Annotated in this window: 21 protein-coding genes and 1 pseudogene; 20 read left to right on the forward strand and 2 right to left on the reverse strand. The window is 74.1% G+C overall.

Going from position 1 to position 23,664, the window contains the following annotated elements:
• Nucleotide 1: 1 nt before the first annotated feature.
• Nucleotides 2–937, forward strand: a complete 936-nt coding sequence (locus tag V4Y03_RS26390; protein ID WP_332436491.1) for a M56 family metallopeptidase — start codon at nt 2–4, stop codon at nt 935–937.
• A gap of 50 nt (nt 938–987) precedes the next feature.
• Here the strand turns inward: V4Y03_RS26390 and V4Y03_RS26395 are convergent, their stop codons facing one another.
• Nucleotides 988–1,443: a tellurite resistance TerB family protein gene (locus V4Y03_RS26395; RefSeq protein ID WP_317878438.1), complete on the reverse strand. Its 456-nt coding sequence runs from the start codon at nt 1,441–1,443 to the stop codon at nt 988–990.
• Between the two features lie 170 nt (nt 1,444–1,613).
• Here V4Y03_RS26395 and V4Y03_RS26400 point away from each other — a divergent pair, with 170 nt between their 5' ends.
• The 9 genes and pseudogenes from V4Y03_RS26400 to V4Y03_RS26440 all read left to right on the forward strand — a co-directional run bounded on the left by V4Y03_RS26400 (nt 1,614) and on the right by V4Y03_RS26440 (nt 7,870).
• On the forward strand, nt 1,614–2,303 hold the full coding sequence (locus V4Y03_RS26400) for a GntR family transcriptional regulator (protein WP_317878439.1): 690 nt from the start codon (nt 1,614–1,616) through the stop codon (nt 2,301–2,303).
• 168 nt (nt 2,304–2,471) lie between these two features.
• Nucleotides 2,472–3,698: an aminotransferase-like domain-containing protein gene (locus V4Y03_RS26405; protein ID WP_332436492.1), complete on the forward strand. Its 1,227-nt coding sequence runs from the start codon at nt 2,472–2,474 to the stop codon at nt 3,696–3,698.
• Between the two features lie 10 nt (nt 3,699–3,708).
• On the forward strand, nt 3,709–3,858 hold the full coding sequence (locus V4Y03_RS26410; RefSeq protein WP_317878441.1) for a hypothetical protein: 150 nt from the start codon (nt 3,709–3,711) through the stop codon (nt 3,856–3,858).
• The gene (locus V4Y03_RS26415; RefSeq protein WP_332436493.1) at nt 3,855–4,421 is read left to right on the forward strand and encodes a DUF1707 SHOCT-like domain-containing protein; all 567 of its coding nucleotides are present in this window, start codon (nt 3,855–3,857) and stop codon (nt 4,419–4,421) included. The genes V4Y03_RS26410 and V4Y03_RS26415 overlap by 4 nt, the downstream gene beginning before the upstream one ends.
• 99 nt (nt 4,422–4,520) lie before the next feature.
• Nucleotides 4,521–4,952 (forward strand): cell division protein SepF, encoded by a 432-nt coding sequence (locus V4Y03_RS26420; protein ID WP_317878443.1) that lies wholly within the window; start codon nt 4,521–4,523, stop codon nt 4,950–4,952.
• A 55-nt stretch (nt 4,953–5,007) separates the two neighbouring features.
• Nucleotides 5,008–6,315 carry an ATP-binding protein gene (locus V4Y03_RS26425; protein WP_332436494.1) on the forward strand — a complete coding sequence of 436 codons (1,308 nt, stop codon included), beginning with the start codon at nt 5,008–5,010 and terminating at the stop codon, nt 6,313–6,315.
• A complete protein-coding gene (locus V4Y03_RS26430) occupies nt 6,312–6,692 on the forward strand; it encodes a nucleotide pyrophosphohydrolase (RefSeq protein WP_332436495.1) in 381 nt (126 codons plus the stop codon). The genes V4Y03_RS26425 and V4Y03_RS26430 overlap by 4 nt, the downstream gene beginning before the upstream one ends.
• A 220-nt stretch (nt 6,693–6,912) precedes the next feature.
• The gene (locus tag V4Y03_RS26435; protein WP_317878422.1) at nt 6,913–7,398 is read left to right on the forward strand and encodes a DUF6099 family protein; all 486 of its coding nucleotides are present in this window, start codon (nt 6,913–6,915) and stop codon (nt 7,396–7,398) included.
• A 92-nt stretch (nt 7,399–7,490) separates the two neighbouring features.
• Nucleotides 7,491–7,870, forward strand: a pseudogene (locus tag V4Y03_RS26440) (VOC family protein).
• 35 nt (nt 7,871–7,905) lie between these two features.
• Here V4Y03_RS26440 and V4Y03_RS26445 read toward each other — a convergent pair.
• Nucleotides 7,906–8,136, reverse strand: a complete 231-nt coding sequence (locus tag V4Y03_RS26445) for a hypothetical protein (RefSeq protein WP_332436496.1) — start codon at nt 8,134–8,136, stop codon at nt 7,906–7,908.
• Between the two features lie 249 nt (nt 8,137–8,385).
• On the opposite strand from V4Y03_RS26445, the gene V4Y03_RS26450 reads away from it, so the two are divergent.
• The 10 genes from V4Y03_RS26450 to V4Y03_RS26495 all read left to right on the forward strand — a co-directional run bounded on the left by V4Y03_RS26450 (nt 8,386) and on the right by V4Y03_RS26495 (nt 23,660).
• Nucleotides 8,386–9,309, forward strand: a complete 924-nt coding sequence (locus V4Y03_RS26450) for an LLM class F420-dependent oxidoreductase (protein WP_317878419.1) — start codon at nt 8,386–8,388, stop codon at nt 9,307–9,309.
• 16 nt (nt 9,310–9,325) lie between these two features.
• Nucleotides 9,326–10,240, forward strand: a complete 915-nt coding sequence (gene mmuM / locus V4Y03_RS26455; protein ID WP_332436497.1) for a homocysteine S-methyltransferase — start codon at nt 9,326–9,328, stop codon at nt 10,238–10,240.
• A gap of 110 nt (nt 10,241–10,350) precedes the next feature.
• Nucleotides 10,351–11,823, forward strand: a complete 1,473-nt coding sequence (locus tag V4Y03_RS26460) for a 3' terminal RNA ribose 2'-O-methyltransferase Hen1 (protein WP_332436498.1) — start codon at nt 10,351–10,353, stop codon at nt 11,821–11,823.
• A complete protein-coding gene (locus V4Y03_RS26465) occupies nt 11,820–14,387 on the forward strand; it encodes a polynucleotide kinase-phosphatase (protein ID WP_332436499.1) in 2,568 nt (855 codons plus the stop codon). The genes V4Y03_RS26460 and V4Y03_RS26465 overlap by 4 nt, the downstream gene beginning before the upstream one ends.
• A gap of 397 nt (nt 14,388–14,784) precedes the next feature.
• Entirely contained in the window at nt 14,785–15,510 is a 726-nt protein-coding gene (locus tag V4Y03_RS26470) for a Crp/Fnr family transcriptional regulator (protein ID WP_317874267.1), read from the forward strand.
• A 93-nt stretch (nt 15,511–15,603) separates the two neighbouring features.
• Nucleotides 15,604–16,503, forward strand: a complete 900-nt coding sequence (locus V4Y03_RS26475) for a hypothetical protein (protein WP_332436500.1) — start codon at nt 15,604–15,606, stop codon at nt 16,501–16,503.
• Complete coding sequence (locus V4Y03_RS26480) at nt 16,500–18,914, forward strand: hypothetical protein (protein WP_332436501.1); 2,415 nt, start codon at nt 16,500–16,502, stop codon at nt 18,912–18,914. Before V4Y03_RS26475 ends, V4Y03_RS26480 begins: the two co-directional genes overlap by 4 nt.
• The gene (locus V4Y03_RS26485; protein ID WP_332436502.1) at nt 18,911–20,581 is read left to right on the forward strand and encodes a hypothetical protein; all 1,671 of its coding nucleotides are present in this window, start codon (nt 18,911–18,913) and stop codon (nt 20,579–20,581) included. Before V4Y03_RS26480 ends, V4Y03_RS26485 begins: the two co-directional genes overlap by 4 nt.
• Complete coding sequence (locus V4Y03_RS26490; RefSeq protein WP_332436503.1) at nt 20,578–21,186, forward strand: Pycsar system effector family protein; 609 nt, start codon at nt 20,578–20,580, stop codon at nt 21,184–21,186. Before V4Y03_RS26485 ends, V4Y03_RS26490 begins: the two co-directional genes overlap by 4 nt.
• 8 nt (nt 21,187–21,194) lie before the next feature.
• On the forward strand, nt 21,195–23,660 hold the full coding sequence (locus V4Y03_RS26495) for a vWA domain-containing protein (protein ID WP_332436504.1): 2,466 nt from the start codon (nt 21,195–21,197) through the stop codon (nt 23,658–23,660).
• Nucleotides 23,661–23,664: the final 4 nt, after the last annotated feature.

Raw genomic sequence — 23,664 nt, forward strand, 5'->3', positions numbered from 1 at the left:
CATGGGAGTCTTCGTCTTCCTTCCCCTGGTCCTTCCGCTCACCGCGTGGCCGGTCGCCCGCCTCGCCGAACAGCGGCTCCATCCCCGTACCGCGACCCGGCTGCTCGCCGTCGTCGCCGGTGTCTCCGCCGTGTGCAGCACGCTCTGCCTCGGCCTGCTGATGATCGTGGGCACCGCCCAACTCCCCGGAAATCCGCTCCCCGACAGCTGGTCGGACCCGGACGTGCGGGCGGCCCTGCCGTACGACGAGATCGCCGGCCGCGCCGCCATCCCCGTCCTGCTCGCCGTCCTCGTCTCCGGCGGCGCGGCGGCCTGGCGCCAGCTGCGGGTACGCCGCCGGGCCGCGGGCGCGCTCGCCGGGCTGCCGCCGACCTCCGTCGCCGTGCTGCCGGACCGCACCCCGTACGCGTACGCGCTGCCCGGCCGGCGGGGCCGGGTCGTCGTCAGCACCGGCATGCTCACCGGGCTCGGCTCGGACGAGCGCCGGGCCCTCTTCGCCCATGAGCGGGCCCATCTGGCCGCGCGTCACCACCGGCACCTGCTGACGGTCCATCTCGCGGCACGCGCGAACCCGTTCCTGCGGCCGCTGCGCACCGCCGTCTCCTACACCGTCGAACGCTGGGCCGACGAGGACGCCGCCGCCGAGGTCGGCAGCCGTCGCGCCGTCGCCCGCGCCATCGGCAAGGCGGCCCTGCTGGCCCCGCGCGCACCGGCCGCCACGCTCCCGGCCCTGGCCGGGGCGGGGCCGGTGCCCCGAAGGGTGGCGGCCCTGATGCGCCCGGCCCCGGTCGGCCGCGCCTGGCCCCCGGCGTGCACGGCCGTCGGCCTGGCCACCTGGGGGGCGGCCGTCGGCGCGACCGTGTCGGCACTGTCCTCGGCGAACTCGGCGGTCATGCTTTTCCTGGTGCTCCGCGGAGTCGCGGCGCCGGTGCAGTAGGGGGTACGGGCCCGCACCCGCGGGCCCGTACCCCCTGCGGACTCCGACCGTCAGAGGTCGAACTCGTGCGGCGGCAGGTCCAGCGTGAAGCACGCCTCGCGGACCACGGCCTGCTCCGTCTTGTCGAAGTCGCCGTCGGCGCCGCCGATGACGATGCCGATCTGGATGACCGCGCGGGCCTCCGCCGGCTTCTTCTTCGCCTTCGCGATCTCCTGGAGCACGCTGACCTTGCCGAAGTCGAAGTCGGCGGTCAGCTTGTTCAGGTTGTCGTCGAAGCGGCGCTGAAGGTCGATCGCGTCGAAGTTCTGCAGCACTTCGTTGCTCGCGATGAGCTGGGCGACCCGACGGCGCTCGGCGGGGTCGATGGTGCCGTCGGCGGCGGCGACCAGCGCGCACATGGCCATGCTCGCGTCCCGGAACGCGCCGCTCTTCAGGTCGTTCTTCTTCGCCACCAGCTGGGTCTGCATCGTCGATGCGGATTCCCTGATGCGGTCCCACAGGGCCATGAACAACTCCAGACGTCGATTAACTTCTACGATCCTGTAGAACGTAGCAGCGCGCCGTGGGGTTCCCGGGAAACGTGAGCCGTCCGCGTCGTGGAGTTCCCGGTTCCTGTGCCCGATGGAGAAACGTGACATTGTACGATGCTCCTCCGTGACATCTCGGAGGACGCACGATGGGTGACCTGAAACAGTACGGCCTCGTCAGAGCCCAGGAGCGGCTCCGCGACCAGGTCGGGCACGCCCTGCGTGCCGCGCTCATCGCCGGCGAACTGCGCCCCGGCCAGGTCTACTCGGCCCCCGGACTCGCGAGCGACCTCGGTGTCTCCGCCACCCCGGTCCGCGAGGCCATGCTCGACCTGGCGCGGGAGGGCCTGGTCGAGCCCGTCCGCAACAAGGGCTTCCGCATCACCGAGGTCAGCGAGCGGGACCTCGACCAGTTCACCGAGCTGCGCACCCTCATCGAGGTCCCCACCATCGGCCGCGTCACCGAGAAGGCCGACCGCGAGCAGCTGGAGGCGCTGCGGCCGGTCGCCGAGGAGATCGTGTCCCACGCCCGGGACCACGACCTCATCGGCTATCTGGAGGCGGACCGCCGCTTCCACCTGGCGCTGCTCGCCCTCTCCGGGAACGACCGCCTGGTGGAGACGGTGGGTGACCTGCGCAAGCGGTCCCGTCTCTACGGTCTGACCGGTCTCGACGAGGCCGGCAAGCTCGTCTCCTCCGCCGAGGAGCACGTCGAGCTGCTCGACCTGATGATCGCCGGCGACGCACGGGGCGCCGAGGCGTGCATGCGACGCCACCTGGGCCACGTACGGTCGCTGTGGGCCGACGCCCGCGACGAACCGGTCGGCCGCAAGGACTGAAGGGGCCGACCCGAGAAGCGACGGACGGGCGGCGGAAGGCCGACGGAAGGCCGACGGAAGGCCGACGGAAGGCCGACGGAAGGGTCGGTTCCGCGAGGGTCAACTCGCCCTGTCGCGGCGGGAGCCGGTCCTCCTGGACAGGCTCCCGCGGCTCTATATGCTGACAGCATGCTTTCAGCCGACTCCGTGCGCGCGGACGCCACCGCCCCCGTCTCCTCCGTGCCCGCGCCGGCCACCGCGGCCCGGCTGGGCAACGTCGGTTCGTCGCCGGTACGGGAGATCCTGGCGCTGACCGCCAGGCCCGAGGTCATCTCCTTCGCGGGCGGTCTGCCGGCGCCCGAGCTGTTCGACGTCGAGGGCATCCGTGCCGCGTACGACCGGGTCCTGACGGAGAGCCCGCGGTCCGCGCTCCAGTACTCGACGACCGAGGGCGACCCGGAGCTGCGAACGGCCGTCGCCGCCCGGCTCACCGCGCGAGGCCTGCCCACCGAGGCCGACGACCTGCTCGTCACCACCGGTTCGCAGCAGGCGCTCACCCTCCTCACCACCGCTCTCGTCGAGCCGGGTGCCGTCGTCCTCGTCGAGGACCCCTGCTACCTCGCGGCCCTTCAGACCTTCGGCTTCGCCGGGGCCCGCGTCGTCCCCGTGCCCACCGACGACGACGGCATCGTCCCCGAGGCACTGGAGGAGATCGCGGCCCGCGAGAAGGCCACCCTCCTCTACATCGTCCCCACCTTCCAGAACCCCACGGGCCGCACCCTTCCCGCCGAGCGACGCCACGCCGTCGCCGAGGCCGCCGCGCGGCACGGGTTCTGGATCGTCGAGGACGACCCGTACGGCGAGCTGCGGTACGAAGGCGAGCGCGCGCCCTGCATCGCCGCCGACCCGGTGGCCGCCGACCGCACCGTCCTGCTCGGCTCCTTCTCCAAGGTGATGGCCCCCGGCCTCCGGCTCGGCTACCTGCGCGCCCCCGCCGGACTGCGCCGCGCCTGTGTGATCGCCAAGCAGGCCGCCGACCTGCACACCTCGACCATCGACCAGGCCGCGGCGGCGCGTTATCTGCGCGACAGCGACCTCGACGCGCATGTCGCGGTGATCCGGGCCGCGTACCGGGAGCGCCGGGACGCGATGCTCGGCGGTCTGCCGGGCGCGCTGCCCGAGGGCAGCCGGTGGAACAGGCCGGAGGGCGGCATGTTCATCTGGGCGACCCTGCCCACGGGCCACGACGCGACCGCGCTCCTGCGGACCGCGATCGGCCACGAGGTGGCGTACGTCCCGGGGGCGCCGTTCTTCTGCGGCGAGCCGGACCGGGGGGCGATGCGGCTCTCGTTCACCACGCACTCGGCCGACGAGATCAGAGAAGGCCTCCGGCGGCTGGCCAAGAGCTTCGCGTAGCGTGATGGTCATGAACGCGACGGCCGACGCGCGCGCCGTCGTGCACCGGGGCGTCGGTCACGAGGATCATGTGGCGACGCCGAAGGTGCCGCACAGGACGAACGCCGACGTGGCGGCGCTGCCGGCCGACGGCATCCGGAACCGGGGGACGACACCGTGACACAGAACGAACTGGACATCCGCGCCTCGGACCAGGAACGGTTCGCGGCGGAGGAGCGCCTGCGGGCCGCCGTGGAGAACGGCCGGCTCACGCTGGAGGAGCTCGCGCCCCGGCTCGACGAGGTGCACGCCTCGCGCACCCGGGGCGAACTGGAGACCGCCTGCCGCGGTCTGCCCCGGCCGGGTCCCCGTGACACGCTCGTGGTGGACCGCGCCCCGACCTCCCGCGGCTTCGTGGCGGGGATCTTCGGCGGCTTCGAGCGCAAGGGCCACTGGGTCGTACCGCCCCGGATGACGCTCTGGTCGATGTGGGGCGGCGGCAAACTCGACCTGACCGAGGCGCGCTTCAGTAGCCAGGACACCGAGATCCGCGCCGTCGCCCTCTGGGGCGGCACCCGGATCGTGGTCCCGGAGGACGTCGACGTCGAGGTCCGGGGCCTCGGGCTCTTCGGCGTCTTCGACAAGCGCGCGGCGAACAAGGTCGGCACGGCGGGCACACCGCGGGTCGTCATCAAGGGCCTGGCCCTCTTCGGCGCGGTGGTGACCCGCACGAAGAAGAAGTGAACCACCGGCTCCGGCCGGTCCGGCAGCTCCCGGAGACCGCCCCGTCATCACCTCGTGTCGTTGTTGGGCCGAACGGGTGAGGAGCGGGAGGATGGGGGCATGAGTAGGTACGAGAGGTACGACGTCACCGACGAGCAGTGGGAGGGCCTCGCGCAGGTCGTGCCCCTGCGCGGTCGTGACGAATGGCCGTCCAGGGTCGACCACCGCACGATCCCCGAGCAGTACGAGTCCGCCGAGCAGCGCCGTATGGTCGTGCTCCGTGTGCAGGTGTTCGCCGACGCCCGCGAGGTCGCCGAGTACCTCATCGCCCAGATCCCGGTGCTCCTCGATCTGACGAGCGCCGACACCGAGGTCGCCAAGCGGATCCTCGACTTCAGCAGCGGTGTGGTCTTCGGTCTCGGCAGCGGGATGCACCGCGTCGACCGGAACGTTTTTCTCCTCGCCCCCGCCGGTACGGAGGTCGAGGGCGCGGAGGGTGAGGACGAGGACGGTGTGGTGGGCGGCGGGACCGCCGGCGTCCCCCGATCGTAGGAAGGTCATCTCGACGTAACGGTTCGTCAGGTCGGGGAGTGCGTACGGTCCGGGCATGGACCTCACCGGCGGCACCGCGCTCGCCCGCACGTCAGACACCCCCTTCTCCGCTGTCGCCGCACCCGCCGTCGCCAGGCCTTCCGCCGCCGGGCCCTCGGGTGGCGTACCTCCCGTCGCCGAGCCTTCCGCTGCCGTGCCCTCCGTCGCCCGGTCCGCCGGGGGCGGGCGCGGGGGCGGGCGGCTCCGTGCCCGGCCGGCCGTGACCGAGCTGCGCCTGTCCGCGTTCGCCGGTCACCGCGCGGCCGTCCACGAGCTGGGGCCGGTCACCCTCTTCACCGGACCCAGCGGCAGCGGCAAGTCCACCACCCTGCGGGCGTACGAGGCACTCGCCCGGCTCGGCGCGGGCGACCCGCTCGACGAGGTGTTCCCCGATGCCGCCGACTGCGTCCCCGAACGGGCCAGGCCCGACGCCCAGGGCAGGCGCGGGTTCCGCATCGGGTGCACCGTCGACGGCCCCGAGGGGCCCGTGCACCTCGATCTCGCCGTCCAGGCCGAACCCCGGCTGCGTATCGTCGGCGAACGGCTCTCCGGCCGTGGCCGCACCCTGCTGGCCACGGCGCTGCGCGACCCCGGACGCCCCACCGTCCAGGCCGAGTGGCACACGGCCGGCGCCACCCCGGTCACCCGGGCCCCGTTCCCCGACGACCTCCTCGGTACGGCCCTGCTGCCGCTGCGGGTCGCGGGCAAGACCCCCGGGCAGCTGGAGGTCCTCGCCGCCGCCGAGCAGGTCGTCATCGGACTCCGCTCGGCCTTCGCCTGCGACCCCCGGCCCGAGCGGATGCGGGCACCCGTACCTTCGGGCGAGGGGCGCCTGCGGCGCGGCTGCGGCAACCTCGCCGAGGTTCTGCACCGCACCCACACCGACTGCCCGCGTCGGCACCACCGCCTCGCCGCCGTGGCGGGAGCGGGCTGCGTCGGCCCCGTCACCGGACTCGGGGTGCAGGAACTGCCGGAGGGCACCGTCCGGGCGGTCCTCGAACGCGGCGAACGGCCCCCGACCCCGCTCGGCCGCCTCGGCGACGGGGAACTGCGCTACCTGGCACTCGCGCTCACCCTGCTGACCGGCCCCGGGGTCCTCGCGATGGACCGGATCGCCGAGGTCCCCGAGGCCGTGCAGTCCCTGACGCTGCTCGCCGACGGCCTCGACCGGGGGCTCGACGGACGGCAGGTGGGCGAACTGCTCGCCCTCGCCACGGGCATCGCGGCCGACGGGCACATCCGGGTCGCGGGCACGGTCGGGGAGCGGGCGGCGGGGGAGGCGCGCCGGACCCCCGGGGTGACGGTGGTAGACCTGAGCGCGTGACCGACAACGATGTAGCGGGACTGCAGCGCAGGCTGGCGGAGTTCGCCGCCGCGCGCGACTGGCAGCCCTTTCACACGCCCAAGAACCTGGCGGCGGCGCTCAGCGTCGAGGCCTCGGAACTCCTGGAGATCTTCCAGTGGTTGACGCCCGAGCAGGCGGACCGGGTGATGGAGGCCCCCGAATCGGCGCACCGGGTGGCCGACGAGGTGGCCGACGTCCTCGCCTATCTGCTCCAGTTCTGCACGGTGCTCGGCGTCGATCCGCTGGCCGCGCTGGCCGCCAAGATCGACCGCAACGAGGTCCGGTTTCCCGCGCGGAGGCGCGGCGGGGCGAGTGACGGAGAGGGGCGCGTAGAGGGTGATGACGGGGGCGCGTAGACGGTGAGGAAGGGGGTGACGGAGGGGTGAAGTAGGGGGTGGTGAGGGGGTGCAGGAGAGGGCGCTGCTCAAGATCGTCACTCTTCGGAGTGATCGACTTATCCCCATCGAGCTTCCTGTCCACAGATTTCCGAATTCCTCTGGTGTTGGGGCTCAGGTCGCCTCACTCTGGGTAATGGAATGAATGGGCGGATAAGTCGTACGAACGGGGGCGGTGTTGATGGAGGCAGAGCGGCTCATCGCGCTCGGCCGGCACGCGCTGGCGGAGAGCGGGACGGCGCAGGACATCGTGGCGGAGGCCTGGCAGGCCCAGGCGCTCGCCCAGGCGATAGGGAATCAGCTGGCGCTCTGCGGACCGCAGGAGTTGCGCGGCGAGGCGCGGGGGCTGAGCGAGATCGGGGAGTACCCGGCATGGGGTGCCGGTGGACCGAGGGCGGCCCAGCTGACCGAAGTGGCGGACCCGGGCGGGGCGTTGACCGCGCTCGGCGCGCTGCTGGGAGAGGTGGGGATCGCGCTCGTCGGGGTGGCCTGCGCCACCGACGAGGAGGGGCTCTACTGGGCGTGCATCGAGGCCATCGACGCGGCGGACGAGTCCAGCGACCGGGTGCGCGGGATGCTGCGGCGCCTGGCGGTACGGGACGGGGAGCGGGCCCGCCCTCCCGACCCGGCCCACGGCGGCGCGGGCCCGGGGCGGGGCACGTGGTGAGGCGAGGGGAGCCGTGGCGGGAGCCGGGCGGGGGTCGCGCCCGGGCCCGTGTCCCCTGGGCCCGGTCCGGCGTGGGGTCGAAGGTCTCGCCCATGGCATGTCGTATCAGTGAGCTCGTGCTCGGTTGCCGTGACCGGAGGTCCTGGCGCGGTTCCGGTGCGAGGTGCTCGACTTGGTGGTGCTCGACCGCGAGGAGGACGGCACCCTCGAGATCGGGCCGCGCGAGGGGTTCGGCGGCCCGCAGCCGACGATCATCCTCAGCCGCAGGGACGAGCCGGAGCAGGGCAAGCCCCGGCTGCACATCGACGTCAACGCCACCGACCGCGATCAGGACGCCGAGCTCGAACGTCTTCTGGAGCTGCGGGCGCGCCCGGCCGACATCGGCCAGACCGGCGAGGAGCAGTGGCACGTCCTCGCCGACCCCGAGGGCAATGAGTTCTGCCTGCTCAAGGCCCGCCTCAACCCGCTCTGACGGGTCCGTGCGCGGGCCGGCCCCAGGGGGTGACCCTAGGGGCGGCGGGGCTCGTGGTGCTCGGCCGTGTCGTGGTCCAGGGCCTGGCGGTCGGAGACGGACTGGAGGTCGGCGTCCAGCTGCGTGAGGTCGGCGGAGAGGACCGCCATCAGTTCCTCCATCTGCTGGAGCAGGCCCTTGGGGGCACCGGGGCCCTTCTGCTCGGGCACGGACTGCGACAGCGGCTGCTCGGGTACGGCCCGCTCCGGCGCGGCTTCCTGGGACATGGCGGCCTCCTCGGCCCGGACCCCGCCGCCGAGGGCGGGGGCAACGGGAGAGAGCGACGCACCGGCAGCGGCCGCCGGCACGCGGGCCGGGCGGTCCGGCTCCGCCCGAGCCAACGACGGGTGCGGGCGGCGGTCACTGGCCTGGGCGGTCGCCGGCCGCCCAGGGGCGGGATATTCACCCGACCGAGCCGGGGCGGACGAAGAGCTGACGGAGAGGTTGACACGCACCCGAAGGTGCAGGATGGAGGCATGGATCTTCGCATCTTCACGGAGCCCCAGCAGGGGGCCGACTACGACACGCTCCTCACCGTGGCCCGCGCCACCGAGGAACTCGGCTTCGACGCCTTCTTCCGGTCCGACCACTATCTGAGCATGGGGTCCGGCGACGGGCTGCCCGGACCGACGGACGCCTGGATCACCCTGGCCGGGCTCGCCCGGGAGACCAAGCGGATCCGGCTCGGCACGCTGATGACCGCCGGTACCTTCCGGCTCCCCGGCGTCCTCGCCATCCAGGTCGCCCAGGTCGACCGGATGTCCGGCGGCAGGGTCGAACTGGGGCTCGGCGCGGGCTGGTTCGAGGAGGAGCACAAGGCCTACGGCATTCCGTTCCCGAAGGAGAAGTTCGGCCGGCTGGAGGAGCAGCTGGCGATCGTCACCGGTCTGTGGGAGACCGAGGTGGGCAAGACGTTCAGCCACGAGGGGGAGTTCTACCGGCTGACCGACTCGCCCGCGCTGCCCAAGCCCGTGCAGGACCGGATTCCGGTGCTCGTCGGCGGGCACGGCGCGAGCCGCACGCCGCGCCTGGCCGCGCGGTACGCGGACGAGTTCAACATCCCGTTCGCCTCCCTGGAGGACAGCGAGCGGCAGTTCGGCCGGGTCCGGGCCGCCGCCGAGGCCGCCGGGCGGGCGCCCGGCGACCTGGTGTACTCCAACGCGCTGGTCGTCTGCGTCGGCAAGGACGACGCCGAGGTGGCGCGACGGGCCGCGGCGATCGGGCGGGACGTGGACGAACTGAAGGCGAACGGACTGGCGGGCTCGCCCGCCGAGGTCGTCGACAAGCTCGGGCGGTACGCGGCGATCGGCTCCTCCCGGGCCTACCTCCAGGTCCTCGACCTGGACGACCTGGACCACCTGGAGCTGATCTCCGCGCGGGTCCAGTCGCAGCTGGGCTGAGGGGGCGGGCGATCCGATGAAGCCGGTCCGTTCGCTTGCCGAGGCCCTCGGGGCGGGAGTGGTCGTGCTCGACGGCGGGCTCTCCCAGCAGTTGGAGGCGCAGGGCTGCGACCTCTCGGACGCGCTCTGGTCCGCGCGGCTCCTCGTCGACGGCCCCGAGCAGATCGAGGCCGCGCACGCGGCCTATGTACGGGCCGGTGCCCGGGTGCTCATCACCTCCAGCTACCAGGCCACCTTCGAGGGCTTCGCCGAGCGGGGCGTGGGTCGGGAGGAGGCGGCGCGACTGCTCGGCAGGAGTGTGGAGCTGGCACGGGAGGCCGGGGAGCGGGTCGAGGACGAGGTGTGGGTCGCCGCGTCCGTGGGGCCCTACGGCGCGATGCTCGCGGACGGCAGCGAGTACCGGGGACGGTACGGGCTGTCCGTGCGGGAGCTGGAGGCGTTCCACCGGCCCCGGATCGAGGTGCTCGCGGCGGCGGGGCCGGACGTCCTGGCGCTGGAGACCGTCCCGGACGCGGAGGAGGCGGAGGCGTTGCTGCGGGCGGCCGAGGGGTGCGGGGTGCCGCTGTGGCTGTCGTACACGGTCGAGGGCGGGCGGACCCGGGCCGGGCAGGACCTCGCGGAGGCCTTCGCGGTCGCCGCCGGGAACGAGCAGGTGGTCGTGGTCGGGGTCAACTGCTGCGACCCGGCCGACGCCGGGCCCGCCGTGGAGCTCGCCGTGGCCGTGACCGGCCGGCCCGGCGTGGTCTACCCCAACAGCGGGGAGCGGTGGGACGCCCGCGCCCGGGGCTGGCGCGGCGGCACCGCCTTCGACCCGGCCCTGGCCACCGCCTGGGCCGCGTCCGGCGCCCGCCTCATCGGCGGCTGCTGCCGGGTGGGCCCGGGAGCGATCGGCACGCTGGCCGCCGCCCTGACCCCCGACGACGGGGGCTGAGCCCCACGGCCTGAACCCGCGCGTGCGCCCCACGACGGACGCACCCGTCCCGACCGCCCCCACGGGAAAATGCCTGGTCGGGTGGGGCGGCGCGACTCATACTCGGGAGGGTGTTCCTGACGATCAGTACGACCGGCAACCCGGAGCGTCCCGCGACCGATCTCGGTTTTCTGCTGCACAAGCATCCCGAGCGGGCGCAGACGTTCTCAACTTCGCACGGCACGGCGCACGTCCTCTACCCCGAGGCGCGTGCCGAGCGGTGCACGGCGGCACTTCTCCTGGAGGTGGACCCCGTGGCGCTGGTGCGCCGCGGCAAGGGCAAGGGCCGGGGCGGCGCCCCGGACTCCGCGCTCGCGCAGTACGTGAACGACCGGCCCTACGCGGCGTCCTCGCTGCTGGCCGTGGCGCTCGCGAAGGTCTTCAAGACCGCGCTGCACGGTGTCTGCCAGGCGATGCCCGAGCGGGCCGCCGCTCCGCTGCCACTGCGCGTCGAGGTGCCCGCGCTGCCCGCGAGGGGCGGCGCCCGGCTGGTCCGCGCGCTGTTCGAGCCGCTGGGCTGGGACACGGTGGAGGCCGAGCCGGTGGCCCTGGACGGGCAGTTCCCCGAGTGGGGCGACTCCCGATACGTACGGCTGGTCCTGGAGGGTGAGCTGCGGCTCGCGGACGCCCTCAACCACCTGTACGTCCTGCTGCCCGTCCTCGACGACGCCAAGCACTACTGGGTCGCGCCCGACGAGGTCGACAAGCTGCTGCGCGCCGGTGACGGCTGGCTCGCCGGGCACCCCGAGCGGAAGCTGATCACCGCCCGTTACCTCTCCCGCCGCTGGGGTCTGACCCGCGCGGCGGACGAGCGGCTGGAACTGGTGCGGCTCGCCGAGGCCGAGGGCCTGGACGTCGACGACGTCGACAACGCCGTGGACGAGTCGACCGACACCGAGGAGCGCCCGGTGCCGCTGGCCGAGCAGCGCCGGGAGGCGATCCTCGCCGCCCTGGCCCGGGCCGAGGCGAGCCGGGTCCTCGACCTGGGCTGCGGCCAGGGCCAGCTGGTGCAGGCCCTGCTCAAGGACGTCCGCTTCACGGAGATCGTCGGCGTCGACGTGTCCGTCCGCGCCCTGACCGTGGCCGCGCGCCGGCTGCGGCTGGACCGGATGGGGGAGCGGCAGGCGGCCCGGGTGAAGCTGATGCAGGGCTCGCTCGCGTACACGGACAAGCGGCTCGCCGGCTACGACGCGGCGGTGCTCAGCGAGGTCATCGAGCATCTGGACCTGCCGAGGCTGCCCGCCCTGGAGTACGCGGTGTTCGGTGCGGCCCGGCCGCGCACGGTCCTCGTGACCACGCCGAACGTCGAGTACAACGTGCGCTGGGAGTCGCTGCCCGCCGGACACGTACGGCACGGCGACCACCGCTTCGAATGGACCCGGGAGGAGTTCCGGAGCTGGGCGGAGTCGGTCGCGGGGCGGTACGGGTACGGCGTCGGCTTCACCCCCGTCGGCCCGGACGACCCCGAGGTCGGACCGCCCACCCAGATGGCCGTCTTCACCCGAGCCACCGACCCGACCACCGAGAAGGAGGGACAGGCATGACCACCCCCACCGAGCGCCGAACGCTCCCCGTCACCGATCTGTCCCTCGTGGTGCTGATCGGGGCCACCGGCTCCGGCAAGTCCACCTTCGCCCGGCGCCACTTCAAGCCGACCGAGATCGTGTCCTCCGACTTCTGCCGGGGGCTCGTCGCCGACGACGAGAACGACCAGTCGGCCAGCAAGGACGCCTTCGACGTCCTCCACTACATCGCGGGCAAGCGCCTCGCGGCGGGGCGGCTGACCGTCGTCGACGCCACCAACGTGCAGCAGGAGGCCCGGCGCCAGCTCGTCCAGCTGGCCCGCTCGTACGACGTGCTGCCCATCGCGATCGTCCTCGACCTGCCCGAGGACGTCTGCCGCGCCCGGAACGCCGGGCGCCCCGACCGGGCGGACATGCCCGCGCACGTCATCCAGCGCCACCGCCGCGAACTGCGCCGTTCGCTGCGGGGCCTGGAGCGCGAGGGCTTCCGCAAGGTGCACGTCCTGCGGTCCGTCGAGGAGGTCGACACGGCCGAAGTCGTCCTGGAGCGGCGTTTCAACGACCTGCGGCACCTCACCGGCCCCTTCGACATCATCGGTGACATCCACGGCTGCCGCTCCGAGCTGGACACCCTGCTCGCGAAGCTCGGCTATGTCGACGGACACCACCCCGAGGGGCGTACGGCCGTCTTCGTCGGCGACCTCGTCGACCGGGGGCCCGACTCGCCGGGTGTGCTGCGCCGGGTGATGGCGATGGCCGCCTCGGGCGACGCCCTGTGCGTGCCCGGAAACCACGAGAACAAGCTCGGCCGCTGGCTCAAGGGCCGAAAGGTGCAGAAGACGCACGGACTCGCCGAGACCATCGAGCAGTTGGGGCACGAGAGCGAGGAGTTCCGGGCGGAGGTCGGGACGTTCATCGAGGGGCTCGTCAGCCACTACGTCCTCGACGGGGGCAACCTCGTCGTCTGTCACGCCGGACTGCCGGAGAAGTACCACGGCCGTACGTCGGGTCGGGTGCGTTCGCACGCGCTGTACGGGGACACCACGGGGGAGACCGACGAGTTCGGGCTGCCGGTGCGCTACCCGTGGGCGGAGGACTACCGGGGACGGGCCGCCGTCGTCTACGGCCACACCCCCGTGCCCGACACCTCCTGGATCAACAACACGATCTGCCTCGACACCGGAGCGGTGTTCGGCGGGAAGATGACCGCGCTGCGCTGGCCGGAGCGCGAGCTCGTCGACGTACCGGCCGAGCGGGTCTGGTACGAGCCGGCCCGGCCGCTCGCGACCGAGGCACCCGGCGGGCACCAGGGGCGCCCCCTGGACCTGGCGGACGTCCACGGCCGCCGGATCGTGGAGACCCGGCACCTCGGCAACGTCGCCGTGCGCGAGGAGAACGCGGCGGCGGCCCTCGAGGTGATGAGCCGGTTCGCGGTCGACCCGCGCCTGCTGGCCTATCTGCCGCCGACGATGGCGCCCACCGCCACCTCGAAGGCGGAGGGCTATCTGGAGCACCCCGCCGAGGCCTTCGCCCAGTACCGGGCGGACGGCGTCGGGCGGGTCGTGTGCGAGGAGAAGCACATGGGCTCCCGGGCGGTGGCCCTGGTCTGCCGGAACGAGGAGGCGGCCCGCGAGGCCTTCGGCGTCACCGGGGTGACCGGCGCGCTGCACACCCGTACCGGACGGCCCTTCTTCGACGACCAGGAGGTCACCGAGCAGGTCCTCGGGCGGCTGCGGACCGCGATCGACGCCGCCGGGCTCTGGGACGAACTCGCCGCGTCGGGCGGCGCCCCCGGCACGGGGGACTGGCTGCTGCTCGACGGCGAGTTGATGCCCTGGTCGCTCAAGTCGGCCGGGCTGCTCCGCGCGCAGTACGCGGCGGTCGGCGCGGCCTCGGGCGCCGTCCTGCCCGGCGCGATCGGCGCGCTCGAACAGGCCGTGGCGCGCGGCGTCGAGGGGATCGACGGGCTGCTCGCCCGGCAGCGGGAGCGGGCGGTGGACGCGGAGGCGTTCACCGAGGCCTACCGCAGGTACTGCTGGCCGACGGAGGGCCTGGAGGGGGTGCGGTTCGCCCCCTTCCAGCTCCTCGCGACGCGCGGACGCTCGCTGGCGGCCGTGCCGCACGACGAGCAGCTGGCCTGGCTCGACCGGCTCGTGGAGCACGACCCGACCGGACTGCTCCAGGTCACCCGCCGGCTCGTCGTCGACACCGGCGACGAGGCCTCCGTCCGCGCGGGCGTCGACTGGTGGCTGGAACTGACCGGTGCCGGTGGGGAGGGCATGGTCGTCAAGCCGCTGGCCGCGCTCGTCCGCGACGCCAGGGGCAGGCTCGGCCAGCCGGGCGTGAAGGTACGCGGCCGGGAGTACCTGCGGATCATCTACGGCCCCGAGTACACACGGCCGGAGAACCTGGAGCGACTGCGGCAGCGCTTCCTCGGCCACAAGCGGTCACTGGCCCTCCGCGAGTACGCGCTCGGCCTGGAGGCGCTCGACCGGCTCGCGGACGGCGAGCCGCTGTGGCGGGTCCACGAGGCGGTCTTCGCCGTCCTCGCCCTGGAGTCGGAACCGGTGGACCCGAGGCTCTGAGAACGCCCGTCCGTCCCCGGCCCTCCGCCGCCGGACCTTCGCTCGCGCCGCCCGCAGGCCGTCGGCCGTGCCCTTCGGGGCCTCGGCCGGCGGCCTGCGCGTTCGTCTCGCTCCCGGGCGGGATTTCGCGAGGTCTTCCCGGGGATTCCGCACGGTCTTCGCACCGGCTCGGCGGGGGCGCAGGGGTGGCGGAACCGGCGCTCCACTGCGCCCCCTGTGCCCGTTGACGCGTTTCTTCCGCACCCTCTAGCGTTCTTCACCCCATCGCGTGACACAGTGTCAACTGTGTGACGGGACACGTCATATGAGGTGGGAACACGCACACGAATACGCCGGGCGGTCACCGGCAGGCGGTCTTCCCCGGAGGGCCCGAGGACGGTACGGGGGTGAGGGCGCGATGAGTCTCTTCGGCCAGGAGCGCTCCTTCCTCCACGCCCTCCCGGCAGCCGACCGGCGCTCCCTGCTCGCCGAGGGCGCCCGGCGCCGCTACGAGCCCGGCGAGGTGATGATCCGCGAACGCGACACCACCGCCTACGTCCTCGCGCTGCTCTCCGGCTGGTCCGTCGTCTCGGTGGGGACCGAGCGCGGCTCGCGGCTCATCCTCGCCCTCAGGGGCGCCGGGGAGGTCGTCGGCGACCTCGCCGCGGTGGACCGGGGCCCGCGCAGCGCCAGCGTCACGGCGCTCGGCGAGGTCGAGGCGGTGGCGATCTCCGGCGACCGGTTCCGGCGCTTCCTCGCCGCCCGCCCGCACGCCACCTCGCTGATCATGCGCCAGCTCGCCACCCGGCTGCGCAGCGCCGACGTCGAACGCCGGTCGCTGGCCTCCGAGACCGTGCTCCAGCGCCTCGCGGCCCGGCTCGTCGAACTGGCCGAGCGGGCGGGCCGCCGGGCCGACACCGGGACCGTACTCGAACTCCCGCTGCCCCAGCACGATCTGGCGGCGGCCATCGGAGCCACCAGGGAGGCGGTCGCCAAGGCGCTGCGCCTGCTGCGTGAGCAGGACGTGGTCCGCACCGCGAACCGCACGGTCGTCGTCATCGACATGCGGGTCCTGGTGCTGCTCGCGGAGGGGCGCGCGCGCCCCGGCGGAAACCCGGCGGGCCCATCTCCGCCGGGTGTGTAAACGGCTACATCGCCGGTCGCGGAACGCGGCCAGTCTGGACGACGCACCACCACGGCACGAACGGCACCGGGGCATCACACAGGGAGTCCGAGAGTGAGCAGTGCGGGACTGAGCGGGGAAGTGGGCGGGATCCACCGGTTCGTCGTCTTCGGCGACATCTGCGGCTCCGGGACCCTGGGCATGGCCGAGAAGAAGCTCCAGCGCGCGGCGATGTACGCCGCGTTCGACGAGGCGCACGGCTCCGTCGGCGTCGAGCCCGGCACCTTCCATCAGGAGGACCGGGGCGACGGCATCCTCGTGGCCCTCCGCCCCGACGTGCCGCCGACCCTGATGGTCGGACGGTGGATCGACACCCTGTACGAGAGCCTGCGCGCCCACAACCAGGGGCGGAGCCGGCCGTTGCGGCTGCGGATCGGCATGAACGCCGGGCTCGTGGTCCAGGACCGGCACGGGCTCGTCGGACGGGCGGTGGACCTCGCGGCCCGGCTCTGCGACAGCCCCCCGGCCAAGCGGATCATGAACGAGGTCCCGGAGGTCGACCTGCTGGTCGTGGTCTCGGACTGGCTGTACGTGAGCGTGGTCGCCGAGGGCGGCCGATACGTGGAGCCCGGCCACTACAGGTCGGCCCGCATCCGCTCCAAGGAGACCGACGAGACCGCCTGGTTCCATGCGCCGCGCAGGCCCGCGCCGCCGCTGATCGGGCCGGACGGGGAGCTGCCGCCCGAGGGTGAGGGGGCGCCGGCGGTCGTGGGGGAGCGGCCGCCGGCGGAGGGGTCACGGACCGGCGTTGGGCCGTCGCGGGGGGACGGCCCAACGCCCCGGACCGGGGGCGGGAACCGTACGTACCACGTCGGGGGCGACCTGCTGGACGTGCGCGGCAACACCATCCACGGCGGGTTCACGGGGATCAGCAAGGGCGCGGAGCAGCGGTATCCGGAGCCGCGGTATCCGGAGCCGCAGCGTACGGAGCCGGGCGCGGGTGAGTCGGAGTGAGCGACGAGGACGAGGGCGCGCCGCACCACGAGGGCGCGGACGTGGGCCACGGCGACCGGGCGGACGCGCAGGACAGGGGAGGCGACCGGGGCGCGGACCGGGGTGACCGCGGGGACCGGGGCGATCGAGGTGACCGGGGGGCCCGCGACGGCGACCGCGCGGGTGGTGCCGAGCGTACCGACGGCACCACCGAACCACCGCCCCGCGAACCCAGTGTCTTCGACGCCGCCGACCGGGGACCCCTCGGCGGCGAGAGCGACACCGGCGGCGCCGCCACGGCGCGTCGGGCCGTCCGCACCTGGGCGGGCGGCGCCGCCGACCGGCTCACCACCATCCACGGCGACGGCACCGTCTTCGAGGGCAACCAGATCTTCGCCCTGTACGGCTCCGACCGCGCCTCGCACTTCGTCCAGGGCCCCGTCCCGCCGGAGACGCTCGACCACCTCGGGCGGGTGTACTGCGCGACCGCCGGCTACCCGAGGATGCGGGAACGGCTCCGCGACCACCGGGTCCTCGTCCTGTGCGGCGAACCCGGCAGCGGACGCAAGGCCACGGCGCTCGCCCTCCTCGACGAGCTGACCGGCGGCAAGGTCTTCCGGCTCGACCCGCGCCACGCCGTCGACGAGATCACCGAGGAGGCCCTCCAGGAGAGCGGCGGCCACCTCCTGGAGCTGCTGACCGAGGACGTGCGCGCCGAGCCGGAGCCGGGCGGTTCCCGCTCGGGCCGGGGCGAGCGTGGCACGGTCGCCCGCCGCTCCGTGCCCCGCCTCAGCGAACTGCACCTGGACCGTTTCGGCGAGCTGCTGCGCGGCCGGGACGCGTACGGGATCGTCCTCGTCGAGAACGGGGAGCTCGCCGACCGGCTGCTGCGCGGCCGGTACGGCATGTATTGCGCACCGCCGCCGGCCGACGAGGTGCTGCACCGGCACCTCTGGCACCGGCTGCGCGCCGAGTCCGACGAGGCCCTCGGCGACGCACGGGCGCGCGCCCGGCGGCGGGACGTCGTCGCCGCCCTCGGCCTGGAGGAACTCCGGCCGCGCGAGGCCGCCCGCCTGGCCGACCACCTCGCCCGGCACTGGCGCGGCGAGGTGACCGACGACGAACTCCTCGCCGAATGCTCGTCGTTCGTGCGGTCCCAGGCCCGGGAGTGGTTCGCCGGGGCCGACCGGCCCGGCGCGCTCCCCGAGGCCCTCCCGGCGCTGAACGCCGGGGCGTTCCGTATCGCCGTCGCCGTCTTCAACGGCTCCGCCTACAGTCTCGCCGCCGAGGCCGCCGAACTCCTCGCCTGGGAACTCGCCGTCACCCTCGACCCCGAACAGGCCCCAGGAAGGCGGCTGTTCGGGACCCACGCCGAGCACCGGCCGGTGCAGGCCCGCGCCGTCCTGGAGGACGGCGAGCTGGACCTCGGGCCGGCCAAGGTGCCGGTGCGGGCCGTACGGTTCCAGGGCGAGGCCCTCGCCGGAGCCGTACTCGGCGAGATCTGGCACGGCTACCACAACGTGCGTGGCCCGGTGGCCCGTTGGCTGCGGACGCTCTGCGACGATTCCCGCCCCGAGGTGTGGGTGCGGGCCTCCATCGCGGCCGGGGTGCTCTGCTCCTGGGACTGGATCCACGGCTTCCGCGAGCTGGTCGTGCCGCTCGCCGTGACGGACGAACCGGTCGCCCGGATGGCCGCCGCGACCGCGCTCGCCGAGTCCGCCCGCGACCCGCGCGTCCGGCCGGCCGTCGCCGCCGTCCTCAAGGACTGGGCCGGATCCGGCGAGGACACGCTCGTCAGGACCGCCCTGCTCACCCACGGCTACGTGCTGGCCGCCGGAAGCGTCTCCGGCTCCCTCGATGCCCTGGCCAGGGTCGTCAGGACCCGCGAGGCGACCGACATCGAGGTCCTGGTGCCCGCCTCCTTCAGCGTGGCGCGGCTGCTCGCCTCCGGCGAACCCGCGCCCGTGCTGCACAGGCTCCGGCAGTGGCTGGAGGACGGGCGGCTCAACCTCGCCAACCTGGTCCACCTCGCCGTCATCCGCGCGCTGAGCACCCGCACCACCCATCTGTGGGGGCTGCGGGAGGTCCCCGAACTCGACGGACACGCGAGCCGTCCGCTGCTCGTCGCCCTGCTCGCGGCCCGCCCCGAACTCGCCGATGAACTGGCCTGGCTGCTCCGGCACACCCTGACCACGGCCCGTTCAGGGGAGGCGGCCGTCGAGGCGTTCGGGGGGCTGCTCCGGCGGGCCGCGAAGGACCCGGAGGCGCTGCGGTGCGTCTGCGCCTTCCTGCCGCGCCTCGCGGTGGACCGCCGCGACCGCGACCGGCTCAGGGGCCTGCTGAACGAACTGGTCCGGGACCGTGACCGGCCGCTGGACAGAGGCGCGGCGCGCCGCATGTGGGACGCCGTGACGGAAGGAGCGAACCGATGACCCCTCCCGAGCAGAACAGGAACCCGCGGCCGGACGAGCGGGCCCGCGCGTACGACCGGGACCGCGACGGGCGGGGCCGCGACGAGCGCGGACCGGACGGCCGGGAACGAGCCGCCGGGCGGGAGCGGATCGAGCGGGCGCGGGACGACCGGGAACGGCAGCGGTACGGCGGACAGAACGGCGGCCGGCACGGTGGCCGCGACGAGGACGAGGACCTGGACATGGACGCGGACCCGGAGACGGATGCGGACACGGACGCCGAGCGGGAGCGGGAGCGGGGCGGTCAGGGGCAGGAGCGGGTACGGGGGCAGGGGCGGCGGAGCGGGGAGCCCTCCGGCGGTTCCGGCGGTTCCGGTGGGGGGTTCGGGGAGGGTTCCGGGTCCGGCGGTCGCGCGCGCGGGCCGCTGATCGGTGAGTACGCGCCCCCGTACCGCCGCAGGAGCGGCCGGGTCGCCGCCGTCCTGCTCTACCGCAACGGCGGTCACCGGGTGATCTGGCCGGACCGCACCGAGGACGTCAACAAGCCGATGTTCGGCTCCGCGTACACCGTCTTCGAAGTGCAACTCGGGCGCAACGTGACCGAGTTCCGCCTGCGTCTGCCGGCCGCCGGGGACGGCGTCTTCTTCGAGGCCGTCGCCAAGGTCCAGTGGGTGGTGACCGATCCGCACCTCGTCGTCCAGGAACAGGTCGAGGACGTCGCCGAGTTCCTCCACGACGAACTCCTCGACGGGCTGCGCAGGCTCTCCCGGAGGTTCCGGATCACCGAGGCGCAGCGCGCCGACGAGGCCGTACGGGAGGAACTGAGCGCCGGACGCCTGGGCTTCGGCCGGGACATCGGTCTGCGGACCCGGGTCCTCGTCTTCATCGACCTCGACGACTCCGTCAAAGCGGAGGTCTCGCGGCGGGACAGGGTCGGCGTCACCATGGAGGCCGACGAGCGCGTGGCCGAGGCGGAACGGCGCAGGGAGGCCGCCGACCGGGCCCTGGTCGCCGACCGCGCCCGCGAGATGGAGGCACTCTTCCGGCGCGGCGACCTCGCGCAGATCGCCCACCACATGGCGATGCACCCGGACAAGCAGTGGGAGATCCGCACCCAGCTCCAGCGCGAGCGGCGGGAGGGCCAGGCGGACTACCTGGCCGTCTTCAACCGGCTCCTGGATACCGGGGTGCTCGAACGGCACGACATCGGCGAGCAGATGTACCAGGTGCTGATGTACCTGCGGACCCAGACGGGCACCGTCCTCGGCGGCATCACCGACCGGGTGCTCAACCCCCCGGGCGACTCCACGCGCCGCCGTCTGGACCCGGGGACCGCGCTGCCGGAACCGAGCCTCCCGGACTGGGACGAGGAGCACGGGGACGCGCCGCGCGACCCCCGGGTCTACGAACCGACCCGGGTGGAGTCGGGCTCCGAGCGGGACCGTGACCGTGACCGTGACCACGGCCGCGACCGGTACGAGCCCGACGACCCGTTCGAGCGCACGGACTACGAGGGGAACGAGCGGAGCGAGCGGTACGACCGGTACGACCGCGACGACCCGTACGACAGGGACGGGCGGGGCGACAGCGACCGGGGAGGCGACAGCGACCGGCGGGGCGACCGGTCCCGTGGGCCCGCCCGCCCCCGCCGGCACAGCTCCGGGTTCGACGACTGGGACGACTCATGACCACCCCGGGTCCCACCCCGGGTCCCACCCCGGGTCCCACCCCGGGTCCCGCGCCGGACCCCGCACCGATCCCCGATCCGATCCCCGTACGGGACCACCTGGGGGACCCCGTACGGGCTCCCCTGACCGCCCCCGTCCCACCGGAAGAGCTGAGGTTCATGGCCGAGCGGCTGCTCTCCACCGTCCGTGAGGACATCGGGCGCGCCGACACCAAGGCCGCGATCCTGCTCTCCGGCGCGCTGGCCTTCCTCGCCGTCGTGTTCTCGGGGGAGCGCTCGCCGCTGCCCACCGCCGGTGTGGGGCTCGCCTTCCTCCTGGTGGCGGGCGTGCTGTGGACGGCCGGTGTCCTGATGCTCGTCTCGGTGGTCCTGCCCCGCACCCGGGTCGGGGCCGACCGCACGCTGCTGCGCGAGCTGACGACCGGGCCGTCCGGGACGGAGCTGCGCGTGCGGCTCTCCGCCTCAGGCACGGACGCCACCGACTGGCTCCTCGAACAGGCCGGTGTGCACGGCCTCGTACTGGCGGCGAAGTACCGGTGGCTGCGCCTGGGCGTGTCCGCGCTCGCGCTCGGCGCCCTCCTGGCCCTCTTCAGCGAACTGTGGTGAGAGTGAACATGCACTGGACCGAAAAGGGGGGCCTCCTGCTCCTCGCCGGGGCGCTCGTCGCGCTCTCGGGCCCGTTCGCGGCGACCACCGCATCGGGCGCCCCCCGTACGGCTGCGGCCCAGGCCGCCTATGCCCAGCCCGCGTACGCCCTCCCGCAGGCACCCACCGCCCCCGCCGACCCCGCCGACGGCCCCGACCCCATCGACTTCGCCGTCGTCGTCGACCAGTCGGCGAGCCTCGCCGACAAGGACCTCGCGCGCGAGACCGAGGCGGCGGCGCTGCTCAGCCAGGGCGAGATATCGGAGCGCTCGCGGGCCGCCGTCATCGGCTTCGGCAGCTCCGAGAAGCCCGGTCAGTCGCCCGTACGCGAGGTCTGCCCGCTCACCGTCGCCGACGCGGCCGGCCGGGAGCGGCTCAGCGACTGCGTCCAGCAGCTGAACCACCGCGACAGGGACCGGACCGGCCCCGGCACCGACTTCCCGGCGGCCGTCCGCCAGGCCGTCACCCGTCTCACCGAGGGCGGACCGGCGGCCGGCCGGCGGGCCGGGGCGCCCGCCGTCCCCAAGGTCGTCTTCCTCCTCACCGACGGGAAGCTCGACGTCGCCGACAGCCCGGAGTACGGCACCGACCGCGACAGCCGCCAGTCCAACGGCGCCCGCAGGCTGACCGAGGAACTCGCCCGCGCCCGCGCCGCCGGCGTACAGATCTGGCCCCTCGGTTTCGGCGGCGAGATCGACCGGGCCGCCCTCACCGCCATGGCCGAGGGCGGCTACCGGGGCGCCTGCTCGGAGATCCCCGGCTCCGTCCCGCGCATGCGGGTCGTCGGCACCTCCGCCGAGATCGACAAGGCCCTCCAGGAGACCTTCGCCGCCGCCCGCTGCGCCCGGATCGCGCACGGCACTGTCGGCAAGCCGCCCGCCGACCTGACCGTCAGCATCCCGCCCATCGCCACCGACGGTTCCCTCACGGTCGCCAAGCACGACCCGAAGGTGCAGGTCACCTACTACGACCCGGCGGGCCGCAAGGTGCCCGTACGGGGCGAGTTCGACGGCTCCTCCTTCGAGGTGAGCGGACAGAACGGCCCCGTCGAGGCGCTGCGCGTGAAGAACCCGCTGCCCGGCCGCTGGCGGGTGCACATCGAGGCGCCGGAGGGCCACCGCGACCGGGAAGTCGCCGTCCGCGCCATCTGGCAGGGCCGGCTGCGCTCCACCGTGGTCCTCGACCCGGCGTCCCCGCGCGCCGGGGAGCAGGTGAAGGTGGAGGTACGGATGCAGACCCGGCGCGGAGTCGTCATCACCGACCCGCGCCAGCTCGCCGGCATCGCGGTCGCCGCCGACCTCAAGGGCGAGGGCTTCCGGCCCGTCGCCTTCCGGCTCGCCGACGACGGGAAGGCCCCCGACGCCACGGCCGGCGACGCACGCTTCACCGGCACCCTCACCGTGCCCGACGGCGCCACGGGCGACCTGGAACTCGTCACCCGCATGGAGGCCCCCGGGATCACCTCCGACCACCGCCCGCTGCACGCCCGCGTCGGCGAGGGCGTCCCGCTCGTGGCCGCCGGGCTCGCCGTCGAGGGGGTGACCGTGCACCCCGGCGGCACCGTCCGCGGCACCCTCGACGTCACCAACAACGACACGGCTCCCCACACCCTGCGGCTGGCCCTCGCGGACCAGACGCCCGGTGCGGAGCTCACCGTCACCCCGGCGACCGTCACGGCACAGCCGAACCGGGCCACAAGGGTCCCCTTCACCATCAGCGTCGGAAAGGGCACGCCGCCGGGCGAACTCGGCGGCCAGGTCTCCGTCGTGGACACCGGCGACGGCGACCGCGTCCTGCGGGGCGCCTTCCTGGCCGTACGGGTGGTGGCACCGCCCACCTGGTGGGAGCGGTGGTGGAAGGCCGTGCTCGCCGGGGCCGCCGTCCTCGTCCTCGCGGCAGCCGTCCTCGGCATCCGTCTGGCGGCGCGCCGCCGCCGCCGGGACATGACAGGCGTCACGCTCGAACTGTGCCAGGAAGGACGGCCGTTGGACTCGCTGACCGTCCGCCGAGGGCAGAGCCGCGGGGGTGCGTTCGTCTTCGCCGTCGACGAGCCCTACGGCGCTCCGCCCACCCTCCGCCGGCTCCCCGGCGGCGGCTCGGCCACCGCCCATGTGCTGCGCCGCACCGGCGCGGGCGAGCTGCTGCTGCGGCCCCGGGGCGGCGGACAGGTCCCGGTGCGGCCCGGTGAACCGACCGGGCTCGGCGACCACGAGCTGGTCGTACGGGGCGGTCGCCCGGCGCCGCCCGGCGGACGAGGCTCGCGCGGCTCCGGTGGCGGCCTGTGGTCCGGGAAGACCGGCGGCTCCCGGCGTACCGGCTCCACCGCCGCCCCCGGCGGGCGTACGGACAGCGGCGGGCGCACCGGCGACGCGGCTCCGGACGCCTTCCCGGACGCCGCCCCCGACGCCGGCGGCGACTACGACGGCAACTTCTGAACGG

The organism is Streptomyces sp. P9-A4 (assembly GCF_036634195.1).
Lineage (GTDB): Bacteria > Actinomycetota > Actinomycetes > Streptomycetales > Streptomycetaceae > Streptomyces.

What these genes read in the sequence shown, in the direction of transcription:
- V4Y03_RS26390 (WP_332436491.1), top strand. Translation starts at nt 2, where the DNA reads ATGGGAGTCTTCGTCTTCCTTCCCCTGGTCCTTCCGCTCACCGCGTGG.
- V4Y03_RS26395 (WP_317878438.1), bottom strand. Translation starts at nt 1,443, where the DNA reads ATGGCCCTGTGGGACCGCATCAGGGAATCCGCATCGACGATGCAGACC.
- V4Y03_RS26400 (WP_317878439.1), top strand. Translation starts at nt 1,614, where the DNA reads ATGGGTGACCTGAAACAGTACGGCCTCGTCAGAGCCCAGGAGCGGCTC.
- V4Y03_RS26405 (WP_332436492.1), top strand. Translation starts at nt 2,472, where the DNA reads ATGCTTTCAGCCGACTCCGTGCGCGCGGACGCCACCGCCCCCGTCTCC.
- V4Y03_RS26410 (WP_317878441.1), top strand. Translation starts at nt 3,709, where the DNA reads ATGAACGCGACGGCCGACGCGCGCGCCGTCGTGCACCGGGGCGTCGGT.
- V4Y03_RS26420 (WP_317878443.1), top strand. Translation starts at nt 4,521, where the DNA reads ATGAGTAGGTACGAGAGGTACGACGTCACCGACGAGCAGTGGGAGGGC.
- V4Y03_RS26425 (WP_332436494.1), top strand. Translation starts at nt 5,008, where the DNA reads ATGGACCTCACCGGCGGCACCGCGCTCGCCCGCACGTCAGACACCCCC.
- V4Y03_RS26435 (WP_317878422.1), top strand. Translation starts at nt 6,913, where the DNA reads ATGGAGGCAGAGCGGCTCATCGCGCTCGGCCGGCACGCGCTGGCGGAG.
- V4Y03_RS26445 (WP_332436496.1), bottom strand. Translation starts at nt 8,136, where the DNA reads ATGTCCCAGGAAGCCGCGCCGGAGCGGGCCGTACCCGAGCAGCCGCTG.
- V4Y03_RS26450 (WP_317878419.1), top strand. Translation starts at nt 8,386, where the DNA reads ATGGATCTTCGCATCTTCACGGAGCCCCAGCAGGGGGCCGACTACGAC.
- mmuM (WP_332436497.1), top strand. Translation starts at nt 9,326, where the DNA reads ATGAAGCCGGTCCGTTCGCTTGCCGAGGCCCTCGGGGCGGGAGTGGTC.
- V4Y03_RS26465 (WP_332436499.1), top strand. Translation starts at nt 11,820, where the DNA reads ATGACCACCCCCACCGAGCGCCGAACGCTCCCCGTCACCGATCTGTCC.
- V4Y03_RS26470 (WP_317874267.1), top strand. Translation starts at nt 14,785, where the DNA reads ATGAGTCTCTTCGGCCAGGAGCGCTCCTTCCTCCACGCCCTCCCGGCA.
- V4Y03_RS26485 (WP_332436502.1), top strand. Translation starts at nt 18,911, where the DNA reads ATGACCCCTCCCGAGCAGAACAGGAACCCGCGGCCGGACGAGCGGGCC.
- V4Y03_RS26490 (WP_332436503.1), top strand. Translation starts at nt 20,578, where the DNA reads ATGACCACCCCGGGTCCCACCCCGGGTCCCACCCCGGGTCCCACCCCG.
- V4Y03_RS26495 (WP_332436504.1), top strand. Translation starts at nt 21,195, where the DNA reads ATGCACTGGACCGAAAAGGGGGGCCTCCTGCTCCTCGCCGGGGCGCTC.